This is a genomic window from Cytobacillus sp. FSL R5-0377 (assembly GCF_038004385.1).
Lineage (GTDB): Bacteria > Bacillota > Bacilli > Bacillales > Cytobacillaceae > Cytobacillus.
On the sequence record NZ_JBBORA010000001.1, the window covers coordinates 3651904 to 3677110 of the forward strand.

27 protein-coding genes are annotated in these 25207 nt (G+C 40.8%); 22 read left to right on the forward strand and 5 right to left on the reverse strand.

The window, feature by feature from the left end; translation table 11 throughout:
• Position 1: 1 nt before the first annotated feature.
• Complete coding sequence (gene pssA / locus NSQ49_RS18550; RefSeq protein WP_159864863.1) at positions 2-541, reverse strand: CDP-diacylglycerol--serine O-phosphatidyltransferase; 540 nt, start codon at positions 539-541, stop codon at positions 2-4.
• A 249-nt stretch (positions 542-790) separates the two neighbouring features.
• Here pssA and NSQ49_RS18555 point away from each other — a divergent pair, with 249 nt between their 5' ends.
• Positions 791-1567, forward strand: coding sequence for a phosphatidylserine decarboxylase (locus tag NSQ49_RS18555; protein WP_159864866.1), 777 nt, complete (start codon positions 791-793; stop codon positions 1565-1567).
• Positions 1568-1636: 69 nt separating this feature from the next.
• On the opposite strand, the gene NSQ49_RS18560 is transcribed toward NSQ49_RS18555, so the two are convergent.
• Complete coding sequence (locus NSQ49_RS18560; RefSeq protein WP_035331211.1) at positions 1637-1777, reverse strand: sporulation histidine kinase inhibitor Sda; 141 nt, start codon at positions 1775-1777, stop codon at positions 1637-1639.
• Between the two features lie 516 nt (positions 1778-2293).
• Here NSQ49_RS18560 and NSQ49_RS18565 point away from each other — a divergent pair.
• The 8 genes from NSQ49_RS18565 to NSQ49_RS18600 are packed head-to-tail and all read left to right on the forward strand — an operon-like array spanning position 2294 to position 7362.
• Positions 2294-2809 carry a YqeG family HAD IIIA-type phosphatase gene (locus NSQ49_RS18565; protein WP_159864869.1) on the forward strand — a complete coding sequence of 172 codons (516 nt, stop codon included), beginning with the start codon at positions 2294-2296 and terminating at the stop codon, positions 2807-2809.
• Between the two features lie 3 nt (positions 2810-2812).
• Positions 2813-3919 (forward strand): ribosome biogenesis GTPase YqeH, encoded by a 1107-nt coding sequence (gene yqeH / locus NSQ49_RS18570; RefSeq protein WP_159864872.1) that lies wholly within the window; start codon positions 2813-2815, stop codon positions 3917-3919.
• 48 nt (positions 3920-3967) lie between these two features.
• Positions 3968-4807 (forward strand): shikimate dehydrogenase, encoded by an 840-nt coding sequence (locus tag NSQ49_RS18575; RefSeq protein ID WP_251283661.1) that lies wholly within the window; start codon positions 3968-3970, stop codon positions 4805-4807.
• A complete protein-coding gene (yhbY, locus tag NSQ49_RS18580; RefSeq protein WP_251283662.1) occupies positions 4801-5091 on the forward strand; it encodes a ribosome assembly RNA-binding protein YhbY in 291 nt (96 codons plus the stop codon). The genes NSQ49_RS18575 and yhbY overlap by 7 nt, the downstream gene beginning before the upstream one ends.
• A 38-nt stretch (positions 5092-5129) precedes the next feature.
• Positions 5130-5699: a nicotinate-nucleotide adenylyltransferase gene (locus NSQ49_RS18585; protein WP_251283663.1), complete on the forward strand. Its 570-nt coding sequence runs from the start codon at positions 5130-5132 to the stop codon at positions 5697-5699.
• On the forward strand, positions 5689-6255 hold the full coding sequence (gene yqeK, locus NSQ49_RS18590; RefSeq protein ID WP_251283664.1) for a bis(5'-nucleosyl)-tetraphosphatase (symmetrical) YqeK: 567 nt from the start codon (positions 5689-5691) through the stop codon (positions 6253-6255). Before NSQ49_RS18585 ends, yqeK begins: the two co-directional genes overlap by 11 nt.
• A 4-nt stretch (positions 6256-6259) precedes the next feature.
• A complete protein-coding gene (gene rsfS, locus NSQ49_RS18595; RefSeq protein ID WP_251283665.1) occupies positions 6260-6616 on the forward strand; it encodes a ribosome silencing factor in 357 nt (118 codons plus the stop codon).
• Positions 6613-7362 (forward strand): class I SAM-dependent DNA methyltransferase, encoded by a 750-nt coding sequence (locus tag NSQ49_RS18600; RefSeq protein WP_251283666.1) that lies wholly within the window; start codon positions 6613-6615, stop codon positions 7360-7362. Before rsfS ends, NSQ49_RS18600 begins: the two co-directional genes overlap by 4 nt.
• Before the next feature lie 72 nt (positions 7363-7434).
• On the opposite strand, the gene comER is transcribed toward NSQ49_RS18600, so the two are convergent.
• A complete protein-coding gene (comER, locus tag NSQ49_RS18605; RefSeq protein ID WP_159864892.1) occupies positions 7435-8259 on the reverse strand; it encodes a late competence protein ComER in 825 nt (274 codons plus the stop codon).
• A gap of 90 nt (positions 8260-8349) precedes the next feature.
• Between comER and NSQ49_RS18610 the strand changes: the two genes are divergently transcribed.
• The 3 genes from NSQ49_RS18610 (at position 8350) to NSQ49_RS18620 (ending at position 12038) form a co-directional block, all read left to right on the forward strand.
• Positions 8350-8982 (forward strand): helix-hairpin-helix domain-containing protein, encoded by a 633-nt coding sequence (locus NSQ49_RS18610; protein ID WP_159864894.1) that lies wholly within the window; start codon positions 8350-8352, stop codon positions 8980-8982.
• Between the two features lie 97 nt (positions 8983-9079).
• Positions 9080-9643 carry a ComE operon protein 2 gene (locus NSQ49_RS18615; protein ID WP_251283667.1) on the forward strand — a complete coding sequence of 188 codons (564 nt, stop codon included), beginning with the start codon at positions 9080-9082 and terminating at the stop codon, positions 9641-9643.
• A 70-nt stretch (positions 9644-9713) separates the two neighbouring features.
• Entirely contained in the window at positions 9714-12038 is a 2325-nt protein-coding gene (locus NSQ49_RS18620) for a DNA internalization-related competence protein ComEC/Rec2 (protein WP_251283668.1), read from the forward strand.
• Between the two features lie 107 nt (positions 12039-12145).
• On the opposite strand, the gene NSQ49_RS18625 is transcribed toward NSQ49_RS18620, so the two are convergent.
• Positions 12146-12280, reverse strand: a complete 135-nt coding sequence (locus NSQ49_RS18625) for a YqzM family protein (RefSeq protein WP_035331183.1) — start codon at positions 12278-12280, stop codon at positions 12146-12148.
• Positions 12281-12578: 298 nt separating this feature from the next.
• Here NSQ49_RS18625 and holA point away from each other — a divergent pair, with 298 nt between their 5' ends.
• Positions 12579-13619 (forward strand): DNA polymerase III subunit delta, encoded by a 1041-nt coding sequence (holA, locus tag NSQ49_RS18630; protein WP_251283720.1) that lies wholly within the window; start codon positions 12579-12581, stop codon positions 13617-13619.
• A gap of 78 nt (positions 13620-13697) precedes the next feature.
• On the opposite strand, the gene rpsT is transcribed toward holA, so the two are convergent.
• Complete coding sequence (gene rpsT / locus NSQ49_RS18635; protein WP_159864906.1) at positions 13698-13964, reverse strand: 30S ribosomal protein S20; 267 nt, start codon at positions 13962-13964, stop codon at positions 13698-13700.
• Between the two features lie 258 nt (positions 13965-14222).
• Here rpsT and gpr point away from each other — a divergent pair, with 258 nt between their 5' ends.
• The 9 genes from gpr (at position 14223) to dnaJ (ending at position 25193) form a co-directional block, all read left to right on the forward strand.
• Positions 14223-15350, forward strand: a complete 1128-nt coding sequence (gene gpr, locus NSQ49_RS18640) for a GPR endopeptidase (RefSeq protein WP_159864909.1) — start codon at positions 14223-14225, stop codon at positions 15348-15350.
• Between the two features lie 68 nt (positions 15351-15418).
• A complete protein-coding gene (gene spoIIP, locus NSQ49_RS18645; protein WP_159864912.1) occupies positions 15419-16624 on the forward strand; it encodes a stage II sporulation protein P in 1206 nt (401 codons plus the stop codon).
• Between the two features lie 17 nt (positions 16625-16641).
• Positions 16642-16986, forward strand: coding sequence for a YqxA family protein (locus NSQ49_RS18650; protein WP_159864915.1), 345 nt, complete (start codon positions 16642-16644; stop codon positions 16984-16986).
• 195 nt (positions 16987-17181) lie between these two features.
• Positions 17182-19017 (forward strand): translation elongation factor 4, encoded by a 1836-nt coding sequence (lepA, locus tag NSQ49_RS18655; protein WP_251283669.1) that lies wholly within the window; start codon positions 17182-17184, stop codon positions 19015-19017.
• A gap of 120 nt (positions 19018-19137) precedes the next feature.
• Positions 19138-20271, forward strand: coding sequence for a radical SAM family heme chaperone HemW (hemW, locus tag NSQ49_RS18660; RefSeq protein ID WP_251283670.1), 1134 nt, complete (start codon positions 19138-19140; stop codon positions 20269-20271).
• Positions 20272-20382: 111 nt separating this feature from the next.
• Entirely contained in the window at positions 20383-21414 is a 1032-nt protein-coding gene (gene hrcA, locus NSQ49_RS18665; protein ID WP_251283671.1) for a heat-inducible transcriptional repressor HrcA, read from the forward strand.
• A gap of 96 nt (positions 21415-21510) precedes the next feature.
• Entirely contained in the window at positions 21511-22122 is a 612-nt protein-coding gene (gene grpE / locus NSQ49_RS18670; RefSeq protein ID WP_159864924.1) for a nucleotide exchange factor GrpE, read from the forward strand.
• A gap of 25 nt (positions 22123-22147) precedes the next feature.
• Positions 22148-23977 (forward strand): molecular chaperone DnaK, encoded by a 1830-nt coding sequence (dnaK, locus tag NSQ49_RS18675; protein WP_159864927.1) that lies wholly within the window; start codon positions 22148-22150, stop codon positions 23975-23977.
• 97 nt (positions 23978-24074) lie between these two features.
• Positions 24075-25193 (forward strand): molecular chaperone DnaJ, encoded by a 1119-nt coding sequence (gene dnaJ / locus NSQ49_RS18680; RefSeq protein WP_159864930.1) that lies wholly within the window; start codon positions 24075-24077, stop codon positions 25191-25193.
• Positions 25194-25207 lie beyond the last annotated feature (14 nt).

The following is a 25207-nucleotide window of genomic DNA, read 5'->3' on the forward strand; positions in this document are numbered from 1 at the left end:
TTTACATTTTTTTCAGTCTGAATGGGCTTATCATTAAAATTGAAAGTATCAGCATTATGAAGAGGAATACAGGTGCAGGCCAATATGGAACTGCCAGAAAACATAAAGTGGCGAGGCATCCTGCAGCAGTTATTGGCAGACCGGTAAAATAGCCGTTATTCTCAGTAATGTTAAAACGGGCAAGCCTTAAGGCCCCGCATCCTATATATAGAGCAGTCAGGAAGGACCCGGGTGCCCCGAATTCATAAAGTACTCCTGTATAAAGGAGTAGTGCAGGTGCTGCCCCAAATGAAATAATATCACTCATCGAATCCAGCTGCTTTCCCAAATCCGATTCGATATTCATTTTTCTTGCTGCCATTCCATCAAATCGGTCAGCAAGGGCTGCAATAAAGATCAGCAGCACACTCAATTTCAAATTGCCATTAATAGAAAATAAAATAGCAAAGCAACCTAAGAACAGGTTAGACAGAGTTAAGATATTGGCTGTCTGCGCCTTTAGCTTTTTGATGGTTATATCAAGAACATCCTGAAAAAACATATTAATCACTCCTTGCACCAGGAATCACAGATTGCAGACGTTAGAAAGGTTTCTAACAGCTATGTTGGGAACTAACAGGAAGGATAGAAAATAGAAGTAATCCGCAAATTTATGAAGGTAATAATAAAAAAAGAGCCAAATCTGAGGAAGTCTATGGCAAACTTAGTTTTATATGTTATATAATAATATTTTATTCTATGCTTTTTATGCCTGTTCGTAAAGAACATATTTAGTTAGGGGGCATTTCCTTTGTTAAAACCTGTATATCGACTGCTGATTGAATTGACAAATGGAAGATGGACTTCCGGTATACTTCAGAAATTTGCACAATCAAATTTGAGCAGAAGGGTCATTCCTTCATTTTCAAGAATTTATAATATCAATGAGAGTGAAATGGAAAAAAAACTGCATGAATATCCAACACTTCATGAGTTTTTCATTAGAAGGCTGAAGGATGGTTCGAGAGTAACGGATGCGAGTCCTGATTCAGTGGTAAGTCCTGTAGATGCTGTAATCGAAAATATTGGGGATATCCGGGAGGATCGTATAATTACCGTAAAAGGGAAGAACTATTCCATCTCTGAGATGCTTGGTGCAAATAAAGCAGGTAAATATGCAGGCGGCACTTACATAATCTTTTATTTAAGTCCAAGCCACTATCATAGGATACACAGTCCGGTTACTGGAAAAGTAGCAGCTCAATGGTTCCTGGGGCTGAAATCTTTTCCGGTTAACAAATGGGGTTTAAAATATGGAAGAGAAACGCTTTCTAAAAATTACCGGAGCATAACTGAAGTTCGATATGGTGATGCTGAGATAGCTATTGTAAAGGTTGGTGCTATGTTTGTAAATTCCATTGAACTTACGCATCAAGGTGACCAGCTTGAAAAAGGAAAGGAAATGGCCTATTTTACATTTGGCTCTACCGTCATTCTTCTGTTTGAGAAGGGAAAATTCGAACTTGAGAAGTCAATTAAGACGCCAGCTCATATTAAAGTAGGGGAGCGGATTGGAACCCTGATGTGAATGTACAGGCTAGCTGTTTCGAGTTTATATATGAGAATAAAAAAAGCCCTTTTTAGGGCTTGTCCATTTTTAGGATGTGACTTTTATTCTGTTTGATAGTGAACGCCGGTGGATTTCTGTTTCAATTAAACGGATAAAGTCTTTGCTAAGCTGCAGTTCCTTTGCCTTATAATAGGATTCGATTAATAATTCATCTGACAGTTTACGCATTCCTGTCCCACCTCCAGGTACTTGATATTTCAGTTCTAAAAGAATTATTTTATACATATAATGTAAGATTTATGTTGTACCCCTACTCTAGCAAAATAAAACGGTTAGAACAACTGTTCTCTTATCCACAGGAAACCGTGGATAACCTGTGATTATTTTGTTCATAAAAAGGGAAAAAGTATTAAAATCATAATGGATTATGTGCATAAAGTTATCCACAAGGATTAGGAACAGTTGACTTTTGTCGAAAAATTTTTATTTTACGGGTGAATAACAAGTATTTCGTCCAAATTAAGTGAGTTTTGAGTGTCTTTCCTCATTTTGTGGAATCGTATAAATAGAACGGCCTGATTGTGTCCGCCATAGTTTACTTTTGAAAGAGCGAATGAAATTGGGTATGATGAAATCGGCGTTTTTCTCTATCGGAAATTTTGCAGACTGCGTGTTACAAGAGACCGGAAGTAATTTGAGGGCATTTGCCGGACAATATGAATAAATGATTGAGGTGTAAATATAGTGTTAATGCATTTTTTGCCTAATCAGCATGTTAAAAATATATTTGAAATAACTCCACACAGTTTACAGGAAAAGGGAGTTAAAGGGATAATCACGGACCTGGATAATACTCTAGTCGAATGGGACAGGCCGAATGCAACACCAAAGCTGATTAGCTGGTTTGAGGAAATGAAGCAAAGCAACATCAAGGTTACCATTGTGTCAAATAATAATGAAAATCGTGTTAAGGCTTTTTCCGATCCCCTTGATATTCCTTTTATTTATCAGGCAAGAAAGCCAATGGGCAGAGCCTTCCGAAGAGCATTGACTGAAATGGGACTGAAAAAAGAGGAAACAGTGGTGATTGGGGACCAATTGCTGACTGACGTGCTGGGAGGAAACAGAAGCGGGTTCCATACCATTTTGGTCGTACCTGTAGCTCAAACTGACGGTTTTGTTACGAAATTTAACCGGCTGGTGGAAAGACGGATTTTAAATTGGTTCAGAAAAAAAGGAATGATTCAGTGGGAGGATTAAAAAGTGAGTGAAGAACAATTTGTGTGTGTAGGCTGTGGAGTGAAAGTTCAGATAGAAAATCCGGATGAATTAGGTTATGCTCCTCAATCAGCTCTGCAGAAGGAAACAATTATTTGCCAGCGCTGTTTCAGGCTAAAGCATTATAATGAAGTTCAGGATGTAAGCTTGACAGATGATGATTTTCTGAAAATCCTGAATGAAATTGGACAAAGTGATGCACTAATTGTGAAGATTGTAGACATTTTTGATTTTAACGGCAGCTGGCTGCCAGGGCTTCACCGTTTTGTTGGCAGCAATAAAATCCTGCTTGTTGGAAACAAAGTTGACCTGCTTCCAAAGTCCGTGAAAACAAACAAGCTGATTAACTGGATGAAGCAGGAATCAAAACAGCTGGGGCTGAAACCGGAAGAAGTGTATTTGGCAAGTGCTGCAAAAGGGTACTCCATTAGTGAAATTGCAGCAGCCATCGATCACTACCGGGAAGGAAAAGACGTTTATGTAGTAGGATGTACTAATGTAGGAAAGTCTACTTTCATTAATAGAATATTAAAGGAAGTAACAGGTGAGGGCGATGTAATCACAACTTCCCACTTCCCGGGTACGACACTTGATATTATCGAGATACCTTTATCTGACGGAAAGGCTCTGGTGGATACTCCAGGAATAATAAACCATCATCAGATGGCCCATTATGTAGATAAAAGGGATTTAAAGGTGATAACACCTAAAAAGGAGATTAAGCCTAAGGTTTACCAACTGAATGAAGAACAAACTCTATTTTTTGGCGGATTGGCAAGGTTTGATTACATTGCAGGCGGCCGGCGCTCATTTGTTTGCCATTTCTCCAATGAATTAAATATCCACCGCACAAAAACAGAGAAGGCGGATGAACTATATGCTAATCATGCAGGAGAAATGCTTACACCTCCAAGAATAGAACAGATGGAAACATTTCCGGAGCTTGTGAAACATGAATTCACAATTAAAGAACCGAAAACAGATATAGTATTTTCAGGACTTGGCTGGATTACGGTAAATGAGGGTGGGGCCAAAGTAGCTGCATATGTTCCTAAAGGTGTCCATGCCATGATGAGAAAGTCATTAATTTAGGCTGTGCACCTGCATTTGCTTACGCTTTTCAAAAAGGGGTGAGGGTGTTTGAAAAAGCTGTTTGGAGTGATTGGGGATCCAATTTCCCACTCGATGTCCCCCGCTATGCACAATGAATTATTTAAGACTTACAGCATTGATGCACATTATCAGCCATTCCATATAACCAGGGGGAATCTGGCTGATGCTGTCAAGGGGTTTAAGGCAATCAGAATTGCGGGTTTTAATGTTACAGTTCCCCATAAGGAGGCTATCATCCCTCTTTTAGATGAACTGGATCCCCTGGCAGAGGCAATTGGGGCTGTTAATACAGTTGTCAATCAGGATGGTATGCTTATAGGCTATAATACGGATGGAAGCGGGTTTGTACAGGGCCTGCTGAATCAAATACAATCAATTAATGGCAAAAAGGTGCTGATAGTGGGGGCAGGCGGAGCTGCTAGAGCGATTTATTTTACCATTGCTAAAGAAGGTCCGAAGCTTTTGGATATTTGCAATCGGACACCACAAAGGGCTGAACAAATTAAAACTGATTGTCCATTTCAGGTTCCTTCTCAAGTGCTGAACCGGCAGGACGCAGAGGAAAGTCTGGAAACGTACGATTTAATTGTTCAGACAACATCAATCGGGATGCACCCTGAAATTGGCCAAAGTCCGCTTTCAGTCCATAAGCTTAAGCCTGGAGCTTTTGTCAGTGATATCATTTATAATCCGCTCCAAACCAGGCTTTTAAAGGAAGCTGCCGCAAAGGGCGCGGGTATTCAGAACGGAATAGATATGTTTGTATATCAGGGGGCACTGGCCTTTGAAATGTGGACTGGCATTGGGCCGGATATTGAAATAATGAGAGAAAAGGTTTTAAATCAGCTGGGAGGATTAGTATGCTAACAGGAAAACAAAAGCGTTTATTGCGATCAAAAGCGCATCATTTGAACCCGATTTTCCAAGTGGGAAAGGGCGGGGTTAATGAAAATATGATTAAGCAGGTAGGAGAGGCGCTCGAAGCCCGTGAATTATTAAAGGTTTCAGTTCTTCAAAACTGTGAAGTAGACAGAGACACGGTGGCACAGCAGCTGTCAGAAGGTGCAAAGGCAGATGTTGTGCAAATCATCGGGAATATAATAGTTTTATACAGAGAATCAAAAGAAAACAAACAAATTAATCTGCCGTAAGCTTCCAGTGACTAAACTGAATGCATGGAGGAGTGTAAATGGAAAAGGTAGGCATACTTGGAGGGACCTTTAATCCGCCTCATTTAGGCCATCTCATTATTGCGAATGAGGTAATGTCTTCCCATGGTTTGGATGAAGTCTGGTTTATGCCGAATCATGAGCCTCCCCATAAAAAGAGGTCTGATAATGTCAGCAGCAATGATCGAATAAAAATGCTGGAACTGGCTTTGTATAATCATTCCGGATTTAAATTGGAGCTGATTGAGCTGGAGCGGGAAGGTCCTTCTTTTACCTACGATACGATCAGGATTTTGAAGGAACACTATCCTCAAAAGCAATTTTATTTTATTATTGGAGCTGACATGGTTGAATATTTGCCCAAGTGGCATAACATTGATAAACTGCTTGAACTGATTACCTTTATTGGAGTAAGGCGGCCATCTTACAATCTGCATACTCCGTATCCGATTCTATATGCCGATATTCCTGAAATGGGTATATCCTCAAGTATGATCAGAAACCGTGTAAAGGAAGGCGGCACTATACGCTATCTGGTACCGGATGCCATAAGGAGCTATATAAAGGAGAATCATTTATATGAATCGTGAAACAGCACTAGCTATTGTAAAGGAGCAGCTGACTGAACATCGCTACCTTCATACAGTCGGTGTGATGGAAACAGCCATTAAACTTGCAGAGAAACATGGTGCTGATAGTAAGAAAGCTGAATTAGCAGCCATTTTTCATGATTATGCCAAGTTCCGCCCTAAGGAAGAAATGAGGGGAATTATCATTAAGGAAGGTATGCCAGCTGAGCTTTTGGACTACAATAATGAACTTTGGCATGCTCCTGTCGGTGCTTTTTTGGCTGAAAGAGAAGCAGGAATCCGCGATAAAGAGGTATTAGATGCAATAAGATATCATACTTCAGGGAGACCGGGAATGTCGCTTCTTGAAAAGATCATTTATCTTGCAGATTATATTGAACCTGGAAGGCATTTTCCGGGAGTTGACGAAGTTCGTGATTTAGCAAAGACGAACTTGGACAAGGCTTTAATAAAATCTGTCCAGAACACTATCATGTTTTTAATGAAAAAAGGGCAGCCTGTTTTTCCGGCTTCCTTCCAAACTTATAATGACCTTGTAATGAATAAGGAGGATTGATTAAATGACAGAAAATACAATGCTGATGACGGCAGTAAAAGCAGCGGACGATAAACGTGCAGAAGATATAACGGTTCTTAATATGAAGGGCATTTCCCTGATTTCGGACTACTTTCTCATTTGCCACGGAAACTCTGATAAACAAGTGCAGGCAATTGCTCGGGAAATGAAAGAAAAATCAGAAGAGCAGGGGTTTACTGTAAAGCGAATGGAAGGCTTTGATGAAGCCAGGTGGATTCTGGTTGATATGGGTGATGTAGTTGCACATATTTTCCATAAGGATGAGAGAGGCTATTATAATCTTGAAAGACTTTGGGGCGACGCTCCGGTCGAGAACGTTCAGGGCATTCTTAACCAATGAGTTACGGAAAGTTCGCTTATCTATATGACAGGCTGATGGAAGATGTTCCGTATGACAGCTGGATTAAATTAGTCAAAGAAAAGCATGAAGAATTTAATGTTTCCGGAAAGAAATTGCTGGATCTTGCATGCGGCACAGGACAGCTTTCAATAAGGTTAAGTGAACAGGGCTATGATGTAACAGGTGTCGATTTATCAGAGGATATGCTCGCAGTAGCCCAATCAAAGGCTGAGCAAAAAGGTCTTCAAATCCCATTTTTCCTGCAGAACATGGCAGAGCTTGAAGGGTTTAGTGAATTTGATATCATTGGCATTTTTTGTGATTCTCTGAATTACCTGGAAACAGAATCAGATGTGAAGAACACATTCAGCCGGGTTCATAGTCATTTAAAAAATGATGGCCTATTTATCTTTGATGTCCATTCCATTTATAAAATGATGCAGATATTCATGAACCAGACATTTGCTGAAAATGATGAGGAAATTTCATTTATCTGGCACAGTTATCAGGGGGAATATCCCAATTCTGTAGAGCATGATCTTTCATTTTTTGTTCTGGACGAAGAAACTGGAAAGTATGACCGCTATGATGAACTTCACCTGCAGCGTACTTATCCTATTGATCAATATAAAAGCTGGCTTGAGGAATGCGGTTTTGAACTTGTTGAAGTATCAGCAGATTTTGAAGAAGGACCGCCAGGCAGCCAGGCAGAACGAATCATTTTTATTGCAAAGAAAAGGCATTAATTAAAAACAGCCGGTTTTATTCCGGCTGTTTTTTTTAAAAAATGCAGGATTATTTCTATTAATATCGAATAGCTAATGGAGAGAGTACTGCTTTTTTACTTCAAGAAGATCTTCATCAAACTTTGAATGTGTAGCCTGGAATAAGTGTTCAAATATGCTGCCGAGCTCGGCTTCAAGAATTTTAATTCCCTCTCCTGTAATTCCTCCTTTGACACACACCTTCTCCTGCAATGTAGGCAATGTATAAAAACCTTTTTTCAATAAGTCCCCAAGCCCTATCAGCATTTCTCCTGCAAGCTTAGTTGCTGTTTCATTATCAATTTCCGTTTCAGCAACTGCCGCATCGATGAAACGCTGTGTCAAATAGCTGAAAAAGGCAGGTCCGCAGCTGACAATATCCGAAGAAACCCTGGTAATTTCCTCCTCTATAAAGACAGGCGTGGAGATGCTTTCAAAAAGCTTGTTGAGTTCCCCTTTCCATTGTTCGCTGCACTGGTCACCGAATGATAATAATGAAACCCCTGATAAGGCCCTATTTGTTATGCTTGGAATCGCCCTCGCTGCTGAACAAGGCACAATAGATTCGAGCTGTTTTACACTAATAGGGCTGGTTATGGATACTACACATTTATCTTCTGACAGGACCGGCGAAATATCCTGAACGACATTATAAACATCATGAGGCTTAACACAAATAAAGATCAGCGAAGAACGATGGGCAGCCTCTCTTGCATTATTTACAACAGTAATTTCCTGATGCGTTTCTTTTATTTCCATCGCTTTTGCCACTGTCCGATTGGTTATCGTCAAGCTGGCCGGAGAAATGGCTCCCCCATCCAGGAAGGCCTCGGTCAAAATTCTCCCCATATTACCTGTGCCTATAATTCCGATTTTCAATGCTACATCCCTCCTTAAAAAAGCAGGCTCTCTCATATAACGATATGTATCAAAAAAACATTTATTCCAAAAAGAAAGGATGAAACTATAGTGACCGAATGGATAAAAACGTATAAATTTTACATTGCAGGAGGGGCGATCGCATTGGCTGCACTCCTCTATTATTATTTGGCTCCCGTTCCTGAGACTGAAGTATTTCCTGAGATTGAACAATCAATTGCAATGACTGAAGAAGAGGGTAAAGAAACAGCGGGTGATATGCAGGCTGAACAGGCGCCACTGCTAATGAAAGCAGATGTTAAAGGCGCAGTAAAAAAACCGGGAGTGTACGAAGCACAGCAGGGTGAAAGGGTAATAGACCTGCTGGAAAAAGCAGGGGGACTGACGGAAAAAGCGGATAGCGCTAAAATTAATTTTGCCCTCAAAGTTACAGATGAAATGGTGATCTATGTTCCGAAAGAGGGGGAAATTCCAGAAGAGGCTCCGATGGGGGGCGGGATTTCCGAGGGTAAAGGACAGCAGGATAGCGGAAAGGTGAATATAAATGGTGCAGATGAAGCAGAATTGCAAACATTGCCGGGGATTGGCCCCTCTAAAGCTGCTGCGATAATTGAACACCGCGATACAAATGGATCCTTTAAGGCAATTGAGGATTTAAAATCTATATCAGGGATAGGGGATAAAACCTTCGAAAAACTCAAAGATCATATCAGTGTAAACTAATTTCATCCCATTGACCTTCTTTAGCTTGAGGCTTACACTATTGAGAGAAAAAGCTAAGAATTCAGGGCATGTATGCCTGTATAAAGGGGAGAGACAGATGGACCGGATTTCCTGGAACCAATATTTTATGGCACAAAGCCATTTACTTGCTTTGAGGAGCACATGTACAAGGCTTGCGGTCGGGGCAACAATTGTAAGGGATAAGAGAATCATTGCGGGCGGCTATAATGGATCAATTGCCGGTGGTGAACATTGTGTTGATGAAGGCTGCTATGTTATTGATAACCATTGTGTCAGGACTATTCATGCGGAAATGAATGCGATTTTACAGTGTGCAAAGTTTGGGGTGCCGACAAGTGATGCAGAAATATATGTAACTCATTTCCCTTGCCTTCAATGCTGTAAAGCAATAATACAGGCGGGGATCAAAACAGTTTACTACGCGCAAGATTATAAAAATCACCCTTATGGAATTGAACTCTTTGAGAAGGCCGGAGTGAAAACTGTCCAGGTGGCAGCTGAAAAAGTATCGTTCGAAGACAGCATACAGGAGAAACGTGATTTTATAGAAGATTTAATTAATGAGCTTGAAAAAAACGGTGAAAATCAGGACATTTTGAAAAGCTATAAAGAAAAAAAGGACAAGCTGTTTCAAAAATAAAGGCCATTGACAGGAGCAGTATCTATCTGATAAGGTGCTGCTCCCTTAAAAAAACTAAAGGAGAAATGATATGAAAGGCAGATGGATCTACGCAGCGGCTGCCTCGCTCCTGGGGATTTTGACATCTTTTTTTCATCCGGCAATTGCTATCATTTTTTCTCTTCTTGCCCTATTCCTCGTCAAAAGAAATATCTTGGTCAAAAAGAACATGACTATCCTGATTTTGATTTATCTTGCCTTTTCCATAAGAAGTGAAATAGCGGAAGAATATAACAGAACAAGTCTTAGAGGAAATGAGAGAAATTTTGAAATTGCCCTGTCAGAATCAGTAAAGATAGATGGGGACCTTCTCACAGTCCAAGTTGAATTGACCGAAAAAAAAGAAAAGCTGGCTGCCAGGTATAAGATCAAATCCGAAACAGAACAAAAATTCCTTTCAGACTATCTTAAGATAGGAATGACATGCCGGGTTAATGGCACCTTGCGGATTCCTCCCGCATCCACAAATCCCAATTCCTTCAGCTACAAGGATTACTTAAATCATAACAGTATTTTTTGGATCCTCGAATTGGAACAATTAGACCTCTCTGATTGCACCTACAATAAAAGCACCATTATGTTACCTATTTTGAAAATGAGAGAAATGGGAACACATTATATTTTAGACCATTTCCCAGAACAGACAGCTCCGCTGGCAATCGCCCTTATTTTTGGCGATCGGAATTTTATAGAAGAGGATACTATTGCTTTATATCAGAAAATCGGTATTATTCATTTGCTTGCCATATCCGGCCTTCATGTAGGAATGCTTGCTGGAATGTTTTTTCTGGCGGGAATACGTGCCGGAATTACGAGAGAAAAAGTGACTGGCATCTTATTCGCGGGTCTGCCTTTATACGCAATCCTGACCGGTGCTGCACCATCTGTTCTGCGGGCTGTATTTATGATGATGGTGGTTTTGCTTGCAAAGAAGCTGAGAGCACCTATTCAATTAGCCGATGTTATCTCCATTGTGTTTGTTATCTACCTTTTCTTCTCCCCTTTTGTTATCTATAATGCGGGGTTTCAGCTGTCTTTTGCTGTTTCCTTTTCACTTATACTGTCAGCACCAGCCATCCTCAGGAAATTCACTCATCCCTTCGCTGCTATCCTGTCTGTTTCCTTTATTTGCCAGGCAGCGGCCATTCCGATTCTCCTTTGGCATTTTTATGAAGTATCGGTTATTTCCGTATTTGCCAATCTGATCTTTGTGCCTTTGTATTCTTCAATAGTCCTACCTTTGGTATTAATTCTATTCATTATTGATTTGTTAACAGGAGGGAGGGCTGATTTCTTACTTAGTGTTTTTGAAAAAATAATCGTTTTTCTTAATTGGGCTGCTCAAATGCTTTCGGCCATTCCTAATTCGACCCTTATTCTTGGCAGACCATCACTGGTGCTGATCATCATATATCTTCTGCTGATTCCCGCATTCTTTGCAGGCTGGGAAAGGTCAAAAAACAAAATAGTTACTAAGTATGGTATCCTTCTCATCCTTCCTATATTAATTCATTACTTATCAAATGTGCTGACACCCTATGGTGAAATTACATTTATTGATGTTGGGCAGGGTGACAGCATTCTGATTAAGCTTCCGTTTGGGAGAGGGAATTATTTGATAGATTCAGGAGGCACGCTCATGTTTGAGACTGAGGATTGGAAGATGCGAAGCGATCCATATGAAACAGGTAAGGACACAGTAGTGCCTTTTTTAAAAAGCAAAGGGATTAGTAAAATAGATAAATTTTTTCTCACTCACGGGGATATGGACCACATTGGCGGAGCATCAGCTGTTCTGAGGGAAATAAAGGTAAATTCTATTGTTTTCCCGCGGGGAGCTGAGTTCTTGGAAGCTGAAAAGGATTTAATGGATCAGGCAAAAATTAACAAAAGCGAAATTATCTTTACAAAAGCCGGAGATAGCTGGCTCATAGGAGATTCCGTATTTCAAGTTTTGTCCCCGTTTGGCGGAGAGATGGGGGAGGTTGTTGGAAAAAATGATGGATCAATTGTCCTTTTTGCCCAAGTGGGAGGTTTAAGCTGGCTGTTTACCGGTGATTTGGAGGAGCAGGGGGAAGGTCAGCTCATTAAGTCTTATCCCAAACTAAAAGCGGATGTTTTGAAAGTTGCACATCATGGAAGCAAAACCTCCTCAACAGATTTGTTTCTCGCCGGAGTGAAGCCGCGGATTGGCGTTATATCTGCAGGCGCGAACAACAGGTATGGGCACCCTCATAATGATGTAATGAACAGGCTAAATAGCTATAATGTAAAAGTTTTGAGAACCGATAAGCAAGGAGCAGTTACTTACTTTTTTAAAGGGGATTCAGGAACCTTTTCAGTGCAGCTTCCATAGTATATGTTAGAAAGCGTAATACTTTATCGCAATTCAGCCAAAAAAAGAGGCTGCCAAGGCAGCCTCAATGTGTCAGCGGTATGGTGACACATTACTTTATGTAGCCATTAAGCTCCTAAAAATTTAATGACTGTTGCAATAATAAATAACGTTGCGAAGAAACCGAATGATACGATGAATCCTACACCAGAGTCGATTGCATCATTACGTTTGCTTTGGACGTTCTTTTCAAATTCGTTCACAGTCTACCCCTCCTATTTCCTATATAGTATAAGTCATTCAATTGAAAAAATCTAGAGTTCCCCTGCCCTTTTCCTGCATTAGCAGGAGTTGTCACAAATATGACGAAACATCAAGGGGAAAATAATAACCAAGGGTGCACCGCAGCTTCCTGAGTTTCCCGGGCCTCAGGAATGCAGCGTTCTATATAGATTGGAAATTGGCGTTCATCCGGGCGCCAATTTCTTATGTCTTGTCAAATTGCCATCGCTTCTTTAGGATATATAGTGAATATATTGAATGGCGAACGGAGAGAAGAAATTGGTTTTTGATATTTGGAACAGAATTAAAGCGAAAAGTTTTGCTCCTATTTATTTATTATACGGAACAGAACCTTATCTTATAAACGAAACGAAGCAGCTTCTGATCAACAATGTGCTTAGCGAAGACGAAGCTGATTTTAATTTATCCTCTTATGACCTTGAGGAAACCCCTATTGATACAGCTCTTGAAGATGCGGAGACATTTCCGTTTATGGGTGAAAGAAGACTGATCTTTTTACATAACCCGGTTTTTTTAACGTCAGAGAAAACGAAAGCTAAACAGGAGCATAATCTGTCAAAGCTTGAAGCCTATATGAAAGAACCTGCTCCATATTCTGTGGTGGTATTTTCCTCATCTGCAGAAAAACTTGATGATCGGAAAAAAGTAACGAAGCAATTGAAAAAAACGGCTGCGGTTCTTGAGGCAAAGAAATTAAATGAAGGTGAATTGAAAGTCTGGATCAGGGAGCGGGCAGCATTAAACGGTGTGCAAATTGATGAATCGGCTGTTGAGCTGATTTTGACATTGGCAGGTGCCAATCTGTTTATTTTGACTAACGAGATCGATAAATTAGCCCTATATGCGAATGACACAAAGCGGATAGATGAACAAATGGCAGAAAAAATGGTATCACGTTCTTTAGAGCAAAATATTTTTTCCCTTGTAGATAAGGTGGTTCACCGCAAAATTGAAGAAGCTCTGAGAATTTATTATGATTTATTAAAGCAAAATGAGGAGCCCATTAAGATTTTATCTGTTATTACAGGGCAGTTCCGTTTGATTTATCAGGTGAAGGAGCTTGCCAGGAGAGGCTACGGCCAGCAGCAGATTGCAGGCTATTTAAAGGTTCATCCTTTTCGGGTGAAGCTTGCGGCCGGACAGGCTCAGCTGTTTGCAGACGAAGAACTTGCAGCAATCATAAGCTTGCTTGCTGAAGCAGATTACCAGATGAAAACAGGTGGCATGAATAAGACCATGCTGATTGAAATGTTCCTGTTTCGTCTGCAAAGTCAGGCCCTGAGAAAAAATCCTCAATAAAAAAAGCGGTCCGCATTTGGACCGCTTTTTTATGTAAAATAAAAGGCTATCCCTTAAGATAGCCGATATCTTTAAACATTACGCATTTAAAGAGTTCATTTTTTTCATTAAACGAGACTTTTTACGGGCAGCAGCATTTTTGTGGATAAGACCTTTTGCAGCAGCTTTGTCCAGTTTACGAGCAGCATCAGCGAAAGATTCAGTTGCAGCAGCAGAATCGTTGTTTACGATTGCAGCATCAACCTTCTTAACAGCTGTACGCATTGCTGATTTAACAGTAGCGTTTTGAGCGTTGCGAACTTCGTTAGTTTTAACACGCTTGATAGCAGATTTAATATTTGGCATTCCATTCACCTCCTGAAAAAGCATCGAGATTCTATAACTCGACATTCACATTCATAACAAATTTCAGAACAAGTGATATTTTATCAAACACGGGGGCATAATGCAATACTCTGTAATCAAATTACTAAAGGATAAATTGGGAAGTTCAATCTTATTCTGCATGTTTTTAGATTTTAAAGGCAAAGATAGTATATATCTGAATTTTAGTGTATTGTCTTTATTTTCCAACCTAATAAGCTGAGAATGTGAGGGATACATATGAAGGAATCGATAGATTTAAGCCAATATTCAGTCCGAACAGACCTTGCTATTGAAGCAAGGGAAATGGTAATCTCCGGCAGGCAGAAAGACAATGTTCATCAGCAGGAGAATCTTTCCCAAATAGAAGGCGTAATAATTAAAGAAAAAGAAGAAAACGATATAAAAATTTCCTTTGTTGAAGTAACAAAGGAAGGTGCCGAGGCATTGGGGAAAAAAGAGGGAAAATATTTGACCCTTGAAGTAACGGGCATACGCCAGCAGGATACGGAGCTGCAGCAAAAAGTGGAGAATGTGTTTGCAAGTGAATTTTCCCATTTTATCAAGCAGCTGGGTATTAATGAAGATGCATCATGTTTAATTGTCGGTCTGGGCAACTGGAATGTCACCCCAGATGCGCTGGGTCCGCAAGTTTGTGAAAACTTGCTTATTACAAGACACCTCTATCAGCTGCAGCCTGAAAGCGTTGAGGAAGGCTACCGGCCAGTAAGTGCTATTTCCCCGGGAGTGATGGGGCTGACCGGGATAGAAACAAGTGATATTATCTATGGCATTGTTGAAAAAACAAAGCCCGACTTTGTCATTGCTATCGATGCTCTTGCTTCCCGATCAATTGAGAGAGTCAATTCTACCATTCAAATTTCGGATACAGGGATACATCCTGGTTCTGGTGTCGGGAATAAACGCAAAGAAATCAGCAAAGAAACTTTAGGGATACCTGTCATAGCAATTGGAATTCCAACAGTTGTTGATGCCGTGTCCATCACGAGCGATACTATTGACTACATTCTGAAGCATTTCGGAAAGGAAATGAAAGAAGGCGGCCGCCCATCACGAGCCCTTGCTCCTGCAGGAATGACTTTTGGGGAGAAGAAAAAGCTGACTGATGAGGACCTGCCGGAGGAACATCATAGAAAAACCTTTCTTGGCATGATTGGAACCCTGCCTGAAGAGGAGAAGCGGAAGCTTATTTATGAAGTACTCTCGCCTTTGGGTCACAATCTTATGGTGACGCCAAAGGAAGTGGATGTATTTATTGAAGATATGTCAAACTTGATTGCTAACGGTTTGAATGCTGCGCTTCATCAAAAAGTGAATCAGGATAATGCCGGATTTTATACAAGGTAGAAAATACCTGTTCTATCTTCTCTAGCAAAGTCATAACATTTACTAGACTAGCAAGGAGAGGTGGAACAATGAAACCTTTTAAAACGAATGGACTTGTAGTAACTATTCAAGGGACAAGCTTGCTGAAGGCAATAGGCGGATTTCTGCTTTTTCTATTTATGATATTTTCGATAAGCGGAGCATTAACTTCATTAAAGCCAGAATACAGAATCAGTTCATCTTCCGTAAATTCTGCTGCAAACAGCCTGACAGGTGAAATGCTTTATCATTTTCTCGGATGGGAAAATCACTCATTTCTCCAGGGAGTTTCTGAAAGCAGTTCTCACCCGGGCTTTGCCAATTTAATTTTTGAGTTATCAACAAATGTCAATTTGGATGATCCCAGAAGTCTTCTGGGGAGGGAGCTTCCCTTTTTCTCAATTTATGACAGCAAAATACTTGTTGCAGGTGAAGGAACGGATTATACAAACATGCCGGTGGAATCATCACCGCCTATCGAAGTGCTGATGGCAGAGCAGGAGGCAGCCCTGCAAAACACCGAAGGTCTTGAGCCGGATGGTGATTCAAAACAGTCGAAAACACCGCCGATGTCTACCGGAGATAAAAAACCAGTCTATGTTTATTTTTCGCATAATACTGAATCCTATCTTCCTTATCTAAAGGGGGTAACCAATCCGGATGCCGCTTTTCATTCCAAAATTAATGTGACGAAGATTGGAGACAGGCTTAAGGAAGTGATGGAGAGTAAAGGGATAGGAACCTTTGTTGACAAAACAGATATCCAGGGAAGTTTAAATACGAAAGGATTAAATTATGGAAGTTCCTATCAGGAATCCAGAGAAGTTGTCCAGGCTGCAATTACGTCCAATCGGGATCTGACGTATTTAATCGATATTCACCGTGATTCAAAAAGAAAAAAAGATACAACAAAAGAAATTAACGGAGAGTCTTATGCCAAGCTGGCTTTTATAATTGGTGGAAATAATCCAAATTACGAAAAGAACTTAAAATTTGCAAAAGAGCTGCATGATAGATTGAGCGTCAAATACAAAGGATTAAGCAGGGGAATAATGAAAAAAGAAGGCGCAGGGACGAATGGCAACTTTAATCAGGATTTATCAGGCAATGCCATCCTCATTGAGTTTGGGGGAGTCGATAATACGTTTGAGGAGTTAAACCGTTCAGCTGAAGCGCTCGCGGAAGTGTTCAGTGAATATTATTGGCAGGCAGAGGAAGTGAATTCACCGGCTGGCGGTGAATCAGAAAAGAAATAATATTAGGATGATGCGAAATGAAAATGTTTATGCTTAAAGCTTTTTTTCTGGCAGCTCTTATGTTTGTATCTGTGTTATTCGGAATGCAGCAGGCAAATGAAGGAATTCACAGAATGAAGGGCTTCCAGGACAGTGATTTTAAAAGTGCGCTGACTATAAATGAAACCGATGAAGGTGAAGTTCAGGCATCTGTCCTGGGGAATGATATGTCAAGCCATGATTTGCAGCAGAAAAGAGAAAAGCTTGAAGAAATGAAAGCGTACAATATCTTTTCATCTTTAGGAAAAAGCATATCCGATGGCATATCAGAGCTGACAGAAAAATCGGTCGCATTCATCACAGACTTAATAACAGGGAATTAGGCTGCTCAGGAGTGCAGCCTAATTTTTTTTGAAGATTAATGGTGTAAAGCTTAGCATTGAATCTTCACAAACCTACTGATATAATCAAAAATAGTGTATAAACTAAAAGGACTATTTAAAATTGACCACACTTAGCCCCAGGCGCCTGTTATTAGGCGCTTGCGCTTTTCTATAGTAGGAGTTGAAATATTAACAATGAACAGAGAAGAGAGATTAAAAAGGCAAGAGAAAATAAGGAATTTTTCGATCATTGCGCATATTGATCATGGAAAATCCACATTGGCCGACAGGATTCTTGAGAAGACCAATGCGCTGACGTCACGCGAAATGAAGGCTCAGCTCTTGGATTCCATGGATCTTGAAAGAGAGCGCGGCATTACGATCAAGCTGAATTCCGTTCAGTTAAAATATAAAGCCAGAGATGGAGAGGTATACACTTTCCACTTAATAGATACGCCAGGGCACGTCGATTTTACCTATGAGGTATCCCGAAGTCTTGCAGCCTGTGAAGGAGCCATTCTGGTTGTCGATGCAGCTCAGGGGATTGAAGCGCAAACTCTTGCGAATGTTTATCTGGCCCTGGATAACGATCTTGAGATTCTTCCAATCATCAATAAAATTGACCTGCCTAGTGCGGATCCGGAGAGGGTTCGAAATGAGATCGAGGAAGTTATCGGCCTTGATGCTTCAGAAGCAGTGCTTGCTTCAGCAAAGGCTGGAATCGGAATTGAAGAAATCCTTGAACAGGTCGTCGAAAAAGTGCCTGCTCCAACAGGGGATCCGGATGCCCCGCTAAAGGCACTTATATTTGATTCCCTTTATGATGCATACCGCGGTGTAGTAGCCTATATTCGTGTGGTAGAGGGGACGGTAAAAGTAGGGGACAAAATTAAAATGATGGCAACCGGCAAAGAGTTTGAAGTTACAGAGGTTGGTGTGTTCACGCCAAAATCCACGCCATTGCCTGAATTGTCTGTTGGGGATGTTGGTTTTTTAACCGCTGCAATTAAAAATGTTGGAGATACACGTGTGGGGGATACCATTACAAGTGCGAAAAACGGTGCGGCTGAAGCTCTTCCTGGATACAGAAAGATGAATCCGATGGTTTATTGCGGACTATATCCAATTGATAGTGCCAAGTTCAACGACCTGCGTGAAGCACTTGAAAAGCTGGAACTTAATGATTCTGCCCTTCAGTTTGAACCGGAAACTTCACAGGCGCTCGGATTTGGATTCCGCTGCGGTTTCCTGGGATTACTCCACATGGAAATCATCCAGGAGCGGATTGAGCGTGAATTCAAAATAGATTTGATTACAACAGCACCAAGTGTTATTTATGATGTTATCATGACAGATGGCACTGAGGTTAAAGTAGATAATCCGTCCAATATGCCTGACCCACAGAAGATTGACCGTGTGGAAGAACCTTATGTAAAAGCTACAATGATGGCGCCAAATGATTATGTGGGAGCCATAATGGAGCTTTGCCAGCAAAAACGCGGAATCTTTATTGATATGCAATACATGGACGAAACTAGAGTAAACATTATATATGAAATTCCTTTATCAGAGATTGTATATGATTTCTTTGATCAGCTGAAATCCAATACAAAAGGATATGCATCTTTTGATTATGAATTAATTGGATATAAGCCATCTAAACTTGTTAAGATGGATATTCTGTTAAATGCAGAAAAGGTAGATGCATTAAGCTTTATCGTCCATAAGGACTTTGCTTATGAAAGAGGAAAAGTCATCGTTGAGAAGTTAAAAGATCTAATTCCCCGTCAGCAGTTTGAGGTTCCTATTCAAGCCGCAATCGGCCAAAAAATAGTAGCCCGCTCAACCATTAAAGCCATCCGCAAAAATGTATTGGCTAAATGCTATGGCGGAGATATCTCCCGTAAGCGTAAATTATTGGAGAAGCAAAAAGAAGGTAAAAAGCGGATGAAGCAGGTTGGTTCTGTTGAAGTTCCGCAGGAAGCGTTCATGGCAGTTTTAAAAATGGACGATAACACACCTAAAAAGTAAAATATTTGCTTTGTTTTAAGAGGTTAGATATGCTGTCATAATAATAACAGCTCTAGCCTCTTTTTATTTAGGAAACTGCTGTATATGAATGTTGATTGACTAATGAAAGTAGTGAAATAAATGATTAAAGCAGCTTATATACACATTCCATTTTGTGAACATATCTGTCATTACTGTGATTTTAATAAAGTGTATTTAAAGAACCAGCCAGTTGGAGAGTACCTTAACTCTATTGATAAAGAGATGGATCTTGCTTTGAGAGAAACACCGGCATCCCGGCTGGATTCCATTTTTGTCGGAGGCGGGACACCTACTGCGCTGAATGAGAAACAGCTTGACCAGCTGTGCAGCATTATTAAAAGGCAGCTTCCCTATGACCAATTCACAGAATATACCTTCGAAGCCAACCCGGGAGATCTCTCTAAGGAAAAGCTTCAAATATTGCATGATGCCGGAGTCAACAGGCTCAGTTTTGGCGTACAGACCTTCAACGATGAACTTTTAAAAAGAATTGGAAGGTCACACCGGACAAAAGATGTTTTTCAATCAATTGATGCTGCAAAACAAGTAGGTTTTGATAACATCAGCATTGATCTGATATACAGCCTTCCCGGCCAGACACTTCAGGATTTTAAAGATACACTTCAAACATCATTCACATTGGATATTGATCATTATTCGGGCTATTCCCTGATTATTGAGCCCAAGACGGTATTCTATAATTTGATGAGGAGAGGTAAACTGCCAGTTCCCGGAGAAGATGTGGAAGCTGAAATGTATGACTTATTGATGGAACAAATGGACAAACATGGATTTGCTCAATATGAAATCAGCAATTTTGCTAAGCCTGGCTATGAGAGCAGGCATAACATCACTTATTGGGATAATGAATCGTACTTCGGCTTTGGTGCAGGTGCACATGGATATGTAGATGGGAATCGCCGATCAAACCACGGACCTCTGAAAAAATATATGGAGCCAATTGAAAATGGGCAGCTTCCAATACTCGAAGAACATAAGGTGCCGCAGGAAGAGCAGATGGAAGAGGAAATGTTCCTTGGACTGAGAAAAACAGAAGGTGTCTCAATAAGTCGTTTTAAAAAGAAATTTGGCAAGAACCCGCTGGAGCACTTTGAAGTTCAAATTAAACAACACTCCGAAAAGGAATTAATTATTGTCGGGGAAGAGTATATTAAATTGACAAGGCAAGGACGATTCCTTGGAAATGAAGTATTCCAGTCCTTTATAGGGTAAGATTGCTTCTGGAAAAAAGGAAGCCAAATTATTGACACTGCACGTATGATTTGATAATTTATTAGTAGAATTAGCACTCGGGGACAAAGAGTGCTAACAGAGGTGATAACTGTGTTAACAGATCGTCAATTATTAATTTTTCAAGTAATTGTTGATGATTTTATTCAAACTGCACAGCCAGTCGGGTCGAGAACTCTGTCGAAAAAAGAAGAAATTTCTTTTAGTTCCGCAACGATCAGAAATGAGATGGCTGATTTAGAGGAACTTGGATTTATTGAAAAAACACACACCTCATCGGGGAGGATTCCTTCTGAGAAAGGTTACCGCTACTACGTGGACCACCTTTTATCCCCGCAAAAATTAAATCAGCATGACATCCACAAAGTACAGTCGATCTTTGCGGAAAGAATTTATGAGCTGGAGAAAATTGTTCAAAAATCGGCAAGAATTCTATCTGAGCTGACAAATTATACATCCATAGTCCTCGGGCCTGCAGTTAGGGATAACAAGCTGAAAAAAATTCAGATCGTTCCCTTGAATAAAGAAACAGCGATAGCAATTATTATCACAGATACTGGCCATGTTGAAAACAGGATGTTCCACTTGCCGGAAAACATTGATGCAGGTGATTTGGAAAAGGTCGTTAATATCCTTAATGACCGTCTTGCCGGTGCACCGCTGGAAAGTCTAAACAATAAGTTGTATAAAGAGGTTGCCGTTCTTTTAAGGCAGCATATCAATAATTATGATTTAATGCTGAATTCAATTGCTGATACAATAAAGATACCGGCCTATGATAAGCTTTTCTTTGGCGGTAAAACAAATATGCTCAGCCAGCCCGAGTTTCATGATATTGAAAAGGTAAAAAACCTCATGAATATGATCGAGCAGGAAAAAGGCATATATGACTTAATCAGTAAAAACAAGTCAGGGATCAATATTAAAATCGGCCGGGAAAATAATAATTCAGCAATGGAAAACTGCAGCCTGATAACAGCAAGCTATTCAATCGGCGCCGAACAGCTCGGCACAATTGCGATTTTGGGACCTACCAGAATGGAGTATTCAAGAGTCATTAGCTTATTGAACTATATCAGTGCTGACTTATCAGCTGTTTTATCTAAACTGTATCAAAACAGATGATGGTGGAGATATTGATTAAGGGTGGAAAAACCTTTCCACTCCTTTCCTTATGTTTTTTTATATCAATACTGCAGTCATTCTTTAAGGGAGGTGAACATGTTGGCAGAAGAGAAAGAGACATTGAACCATGATTTAAATGAGCAAACCAACGAACCTGAAGAAACTGAAAATGAGGCTCCTATTGAAGAGGTGTTTGCAGAGGCTGATGAAGCAGAAGAAAGTCCTGAAGAGGAAACTGATGCTGAGCTAAAAGCAGCAAATGCAAAAATAGCTGAATTGGAAGCCAAACTGGAAGAGGCTGAAAATCGCATCTACCGCCTTCAGGCTGATTTTGAAAATTCACGGCGCCGTGCAAGGCTGGACTTTGAAGCGTCTGAAAAATATAGAGCACAAAGCTTAATCTCTGATTTGCTGCCTGCGCTTGATAATTTCGAAAGAGCCCTTCAAATGGAAGCTGAAAATGAACAGGCTAAATCTATTCTTCAAGGAATGGAAATGGTTTATCGAAGCTTGGTGGAGGCTATTAAAAAAGAAGGCGCAGAACAGATTGAGGCAGTTGGGAAAGAATTCGATCCTCATATGCACCAGGCAGTAATGCAGGTGGAAGATGAGAATTTTGATTCCAATATTGTGGTGGAAGAGTTCCAAAAAGGCTACAAGTTAAAGGATCGGGTCATTCGCCCATCAATGGTTAAAGTAAATCAATAACTACATATTTGGGGAGGTAAAGAACATGAGCAAAATTATCGGAATCGATTTAGGTACAACAAACTCATGTGTCGCAGTACTTGAAGGCGGCGAACCGAAAGTAATTCCAAATCCGGAAGGCAACCGTACAACGCCATCAGTTGTAGCGTTTAAAAACGGCGAGCGTCAGGTTGGTGAGGTGGCAAAGCGCCAGTCTATTACAAACCCGAACACCATTATGAGTGTTAAACGCCATATGGGTACAGACTATAAAACAGAAGTTGAAGGAAAAGAATACTCTCCGCAAGAGGTTTCTGCTATTATTCTTCAATACCTGAAATCATATGCAGAAGACTACCTTGGCGAGAAAGTGACAAAAGCGGTAATCACAGTGCCAGCATATTTCAATGATGCTGAGCGTCAGGCAACGAAGGATGCAGGCCGAATTGCCGGTTTGGAAGTGGAACGCATCATCAATGAGCCTACTGCTGCAGCTTTGGCATATGGCCTTGATAAAATGGATGAAGACCAGACAATCCTTGTTTATGACCTTGGCGGCGGTACATTTGACGTATCAATTCTTGAACTTGGCGATGGTGTATTTGAAGTAAAATCCACTGCCGGGGATAACCGTCTTGGCGGAGATGACTTCGACCAGGTTATTATTGATTACCTGGTTGAGCAATTTAAAAAAGAGAACGGCATTGATCTTTCTAAAGATAAAATGGCTCTTCAGCGCTTAAAAGATGCTGCAGAAAAAGCGAAAAAGGATCTTTCCGGTGTAACATCAACACAAATTTCACTTCCATTTATCACTGCTGGGGAAGCAGGACCTTTACACCTGGAAGTAACACTTTCAAGAGCTAAATTTGATGAGCTGTCTGCAGATCTTGTTGAACGTACAATGGGGCCTACACGCCAGGCATTAAAGGATGCTGGTTTGACTCCTTCAGAAATCGATAAAGTTATTCTTGTCGGGGGTTCAACTCGTATTCCTGCTGTACAGGAAGCAATCAAAAAAGAGACAGGAAAAGAACCGCACAAAGGAGTTAACCCTGATGAGGTTGTAGCAATGGGTGCAGCTATTCAGGGCGGTGTCATCACTGGTGATGTAAAGGATGTTGTCCTTCTGGACGTAACACCATTGTCTCTTGGAATTGAAACAATGGGCGGGGTGTTCACAAAGCTGATTGAACGCAATACAACTATTCCAACATCGAAATCTCAGGTGTTTTCAACTGCTGCTGATAATCAGTCTGCTGTTGATATTCATGTTCTTCAAGGGGAGCGCCCAATGGCAGCGGATAACAAAACACTTGGCCGTTTCCAGCTAGGGGATATTCCTCCTGCTCCGCGCGGCGTTCCGCAGATTGAGGTGTCTTTTGATATCGATAAAAATGGTATCGTAAACGTACGTGCTAAAGACCTGGGCACAAACAAAGAGCAAGCCATTACAATTAAATCATCAACAGGATTATCTGATGAAGAAATTGAAAAAATGGTAAGAGAAGCTGAAGAAAATGCTGAAGCTGATAAGCAGCGCAAAGAAGAAGTTGAACTCCGCAATGAAGCAGACCAGCTGGTATTCACTACTGAAAAGACTCTAAAAGATCTTGAAGGCAAAGTGGATGAAGCAGAAGTGAACAAAGCAAATGAAGCTAAAGATGCATTAAAAGCTGCAATTGAAAAGAATGATCTGGATGAAATCCGCACCAAAAAAGATGCTTTACAGGAAGTTGTCCAGGCATTAACAATGAAGCTTTATGAGCAGGCGCAGGCTGCACAGGGTGCTCAAGGCGCAGATGGTGCCGAAAGCAAAAATGACGGCGATAATGTTGTTGATGCTGAGTTCGAAGAAGTTAAAGACGATAAATAACCTCTGAATCTTTTAAGTCAAAGTCAGGTCTTTCTTGGCTTTGGCTTTTATTTTTGATACAATAATCTTTATGTGAAATGATCGGGGAGTGGTAATCATGAGTAAAAGGGATTACTATGAGGTTCTCGGAATCAGCAAGGGTGCATCCAAGGATGAAATTAAGAAGGCTTATCGAAAGCTTTCAAAAAAATATCATCCAGATATCAACAAAGAGCCTGATGCAGACGAGAAGTTCAAGGAAGTTAAAGAAGCATATGAAGTCCTAAGCGACGACCAGAAAAAGGCACACTATGATCAATTTGGCCATACGGACCCTAATCAGGGCTTTGGTGGAGCTGGTTTTGAAGGTTTCGGAGGTTTTGAAGACATTTTCAGCACCTTCTTCGGCGGAGGTTCACGCAGGCGTGATCCTAACGCACCAAGACAGGGTGCAGATTTACAATACACTATGTCTTTAACCTTTGAGGAAGCAGTATTTGGCAAAGAGACCGATATTGAAATTCCTCGTGAAGAGACGTGCGATACCTGCAGCGGTTCAGGCGCCAAGCCGGGAACGAAGCCGGAAACCTGCCGTCATTGTCATGGATCAGGTCAGTTGAATGTTGAACAAAATACGCCATTTGGCAAGATAGTAAATAGAAGAGTCTGCCATTACTGTAATGGTACCGGCAAAGAAATCAAAGAAAAGTGTTCTACGTGCCGTGGAGCCGGTAAAGTGCAGAAACGCAGAAAGATACACGTGAAAATCCCTGCAGGCATTGATGATGGACAGCAGCTGCGCGTGGCTGGCCAGGGTGAACCAGGTGTGAACGGAGGCCCTCCAGGCGATCTTTATGTTGTATTCCATGTGCGATCACATGAGTTTTTTGAGCGTGATGGCGATGATGTTTATTGTGAAATGCCTATAACGTTTGTGCAGGCTGCACTTGGTGATGAAATCGAAGTGCCGACATTGCATGGAAAAGTAAAGCTTAAAGTCCCTTCAGGCACACAAACAGGAACGAAATTCCGCCTGAAAGGAAAAGGTGTGCCAAATGTAAGAGGATACGGAACAGGAGATCAGCATATTATTGTCCGTATTATTACTCCGACAAAGCTGACCGAAAAGCAGAAGCAGATTTTAAGCGAGTTTGCTGAAGTCAGCGGAACAGTTCCACAGGGAGAACAGGAAGAAAGTTTTTTTTCTAAAGTAAAACGAGCCTTTAAAGGTGAATAAAGGAATGGGAGTTG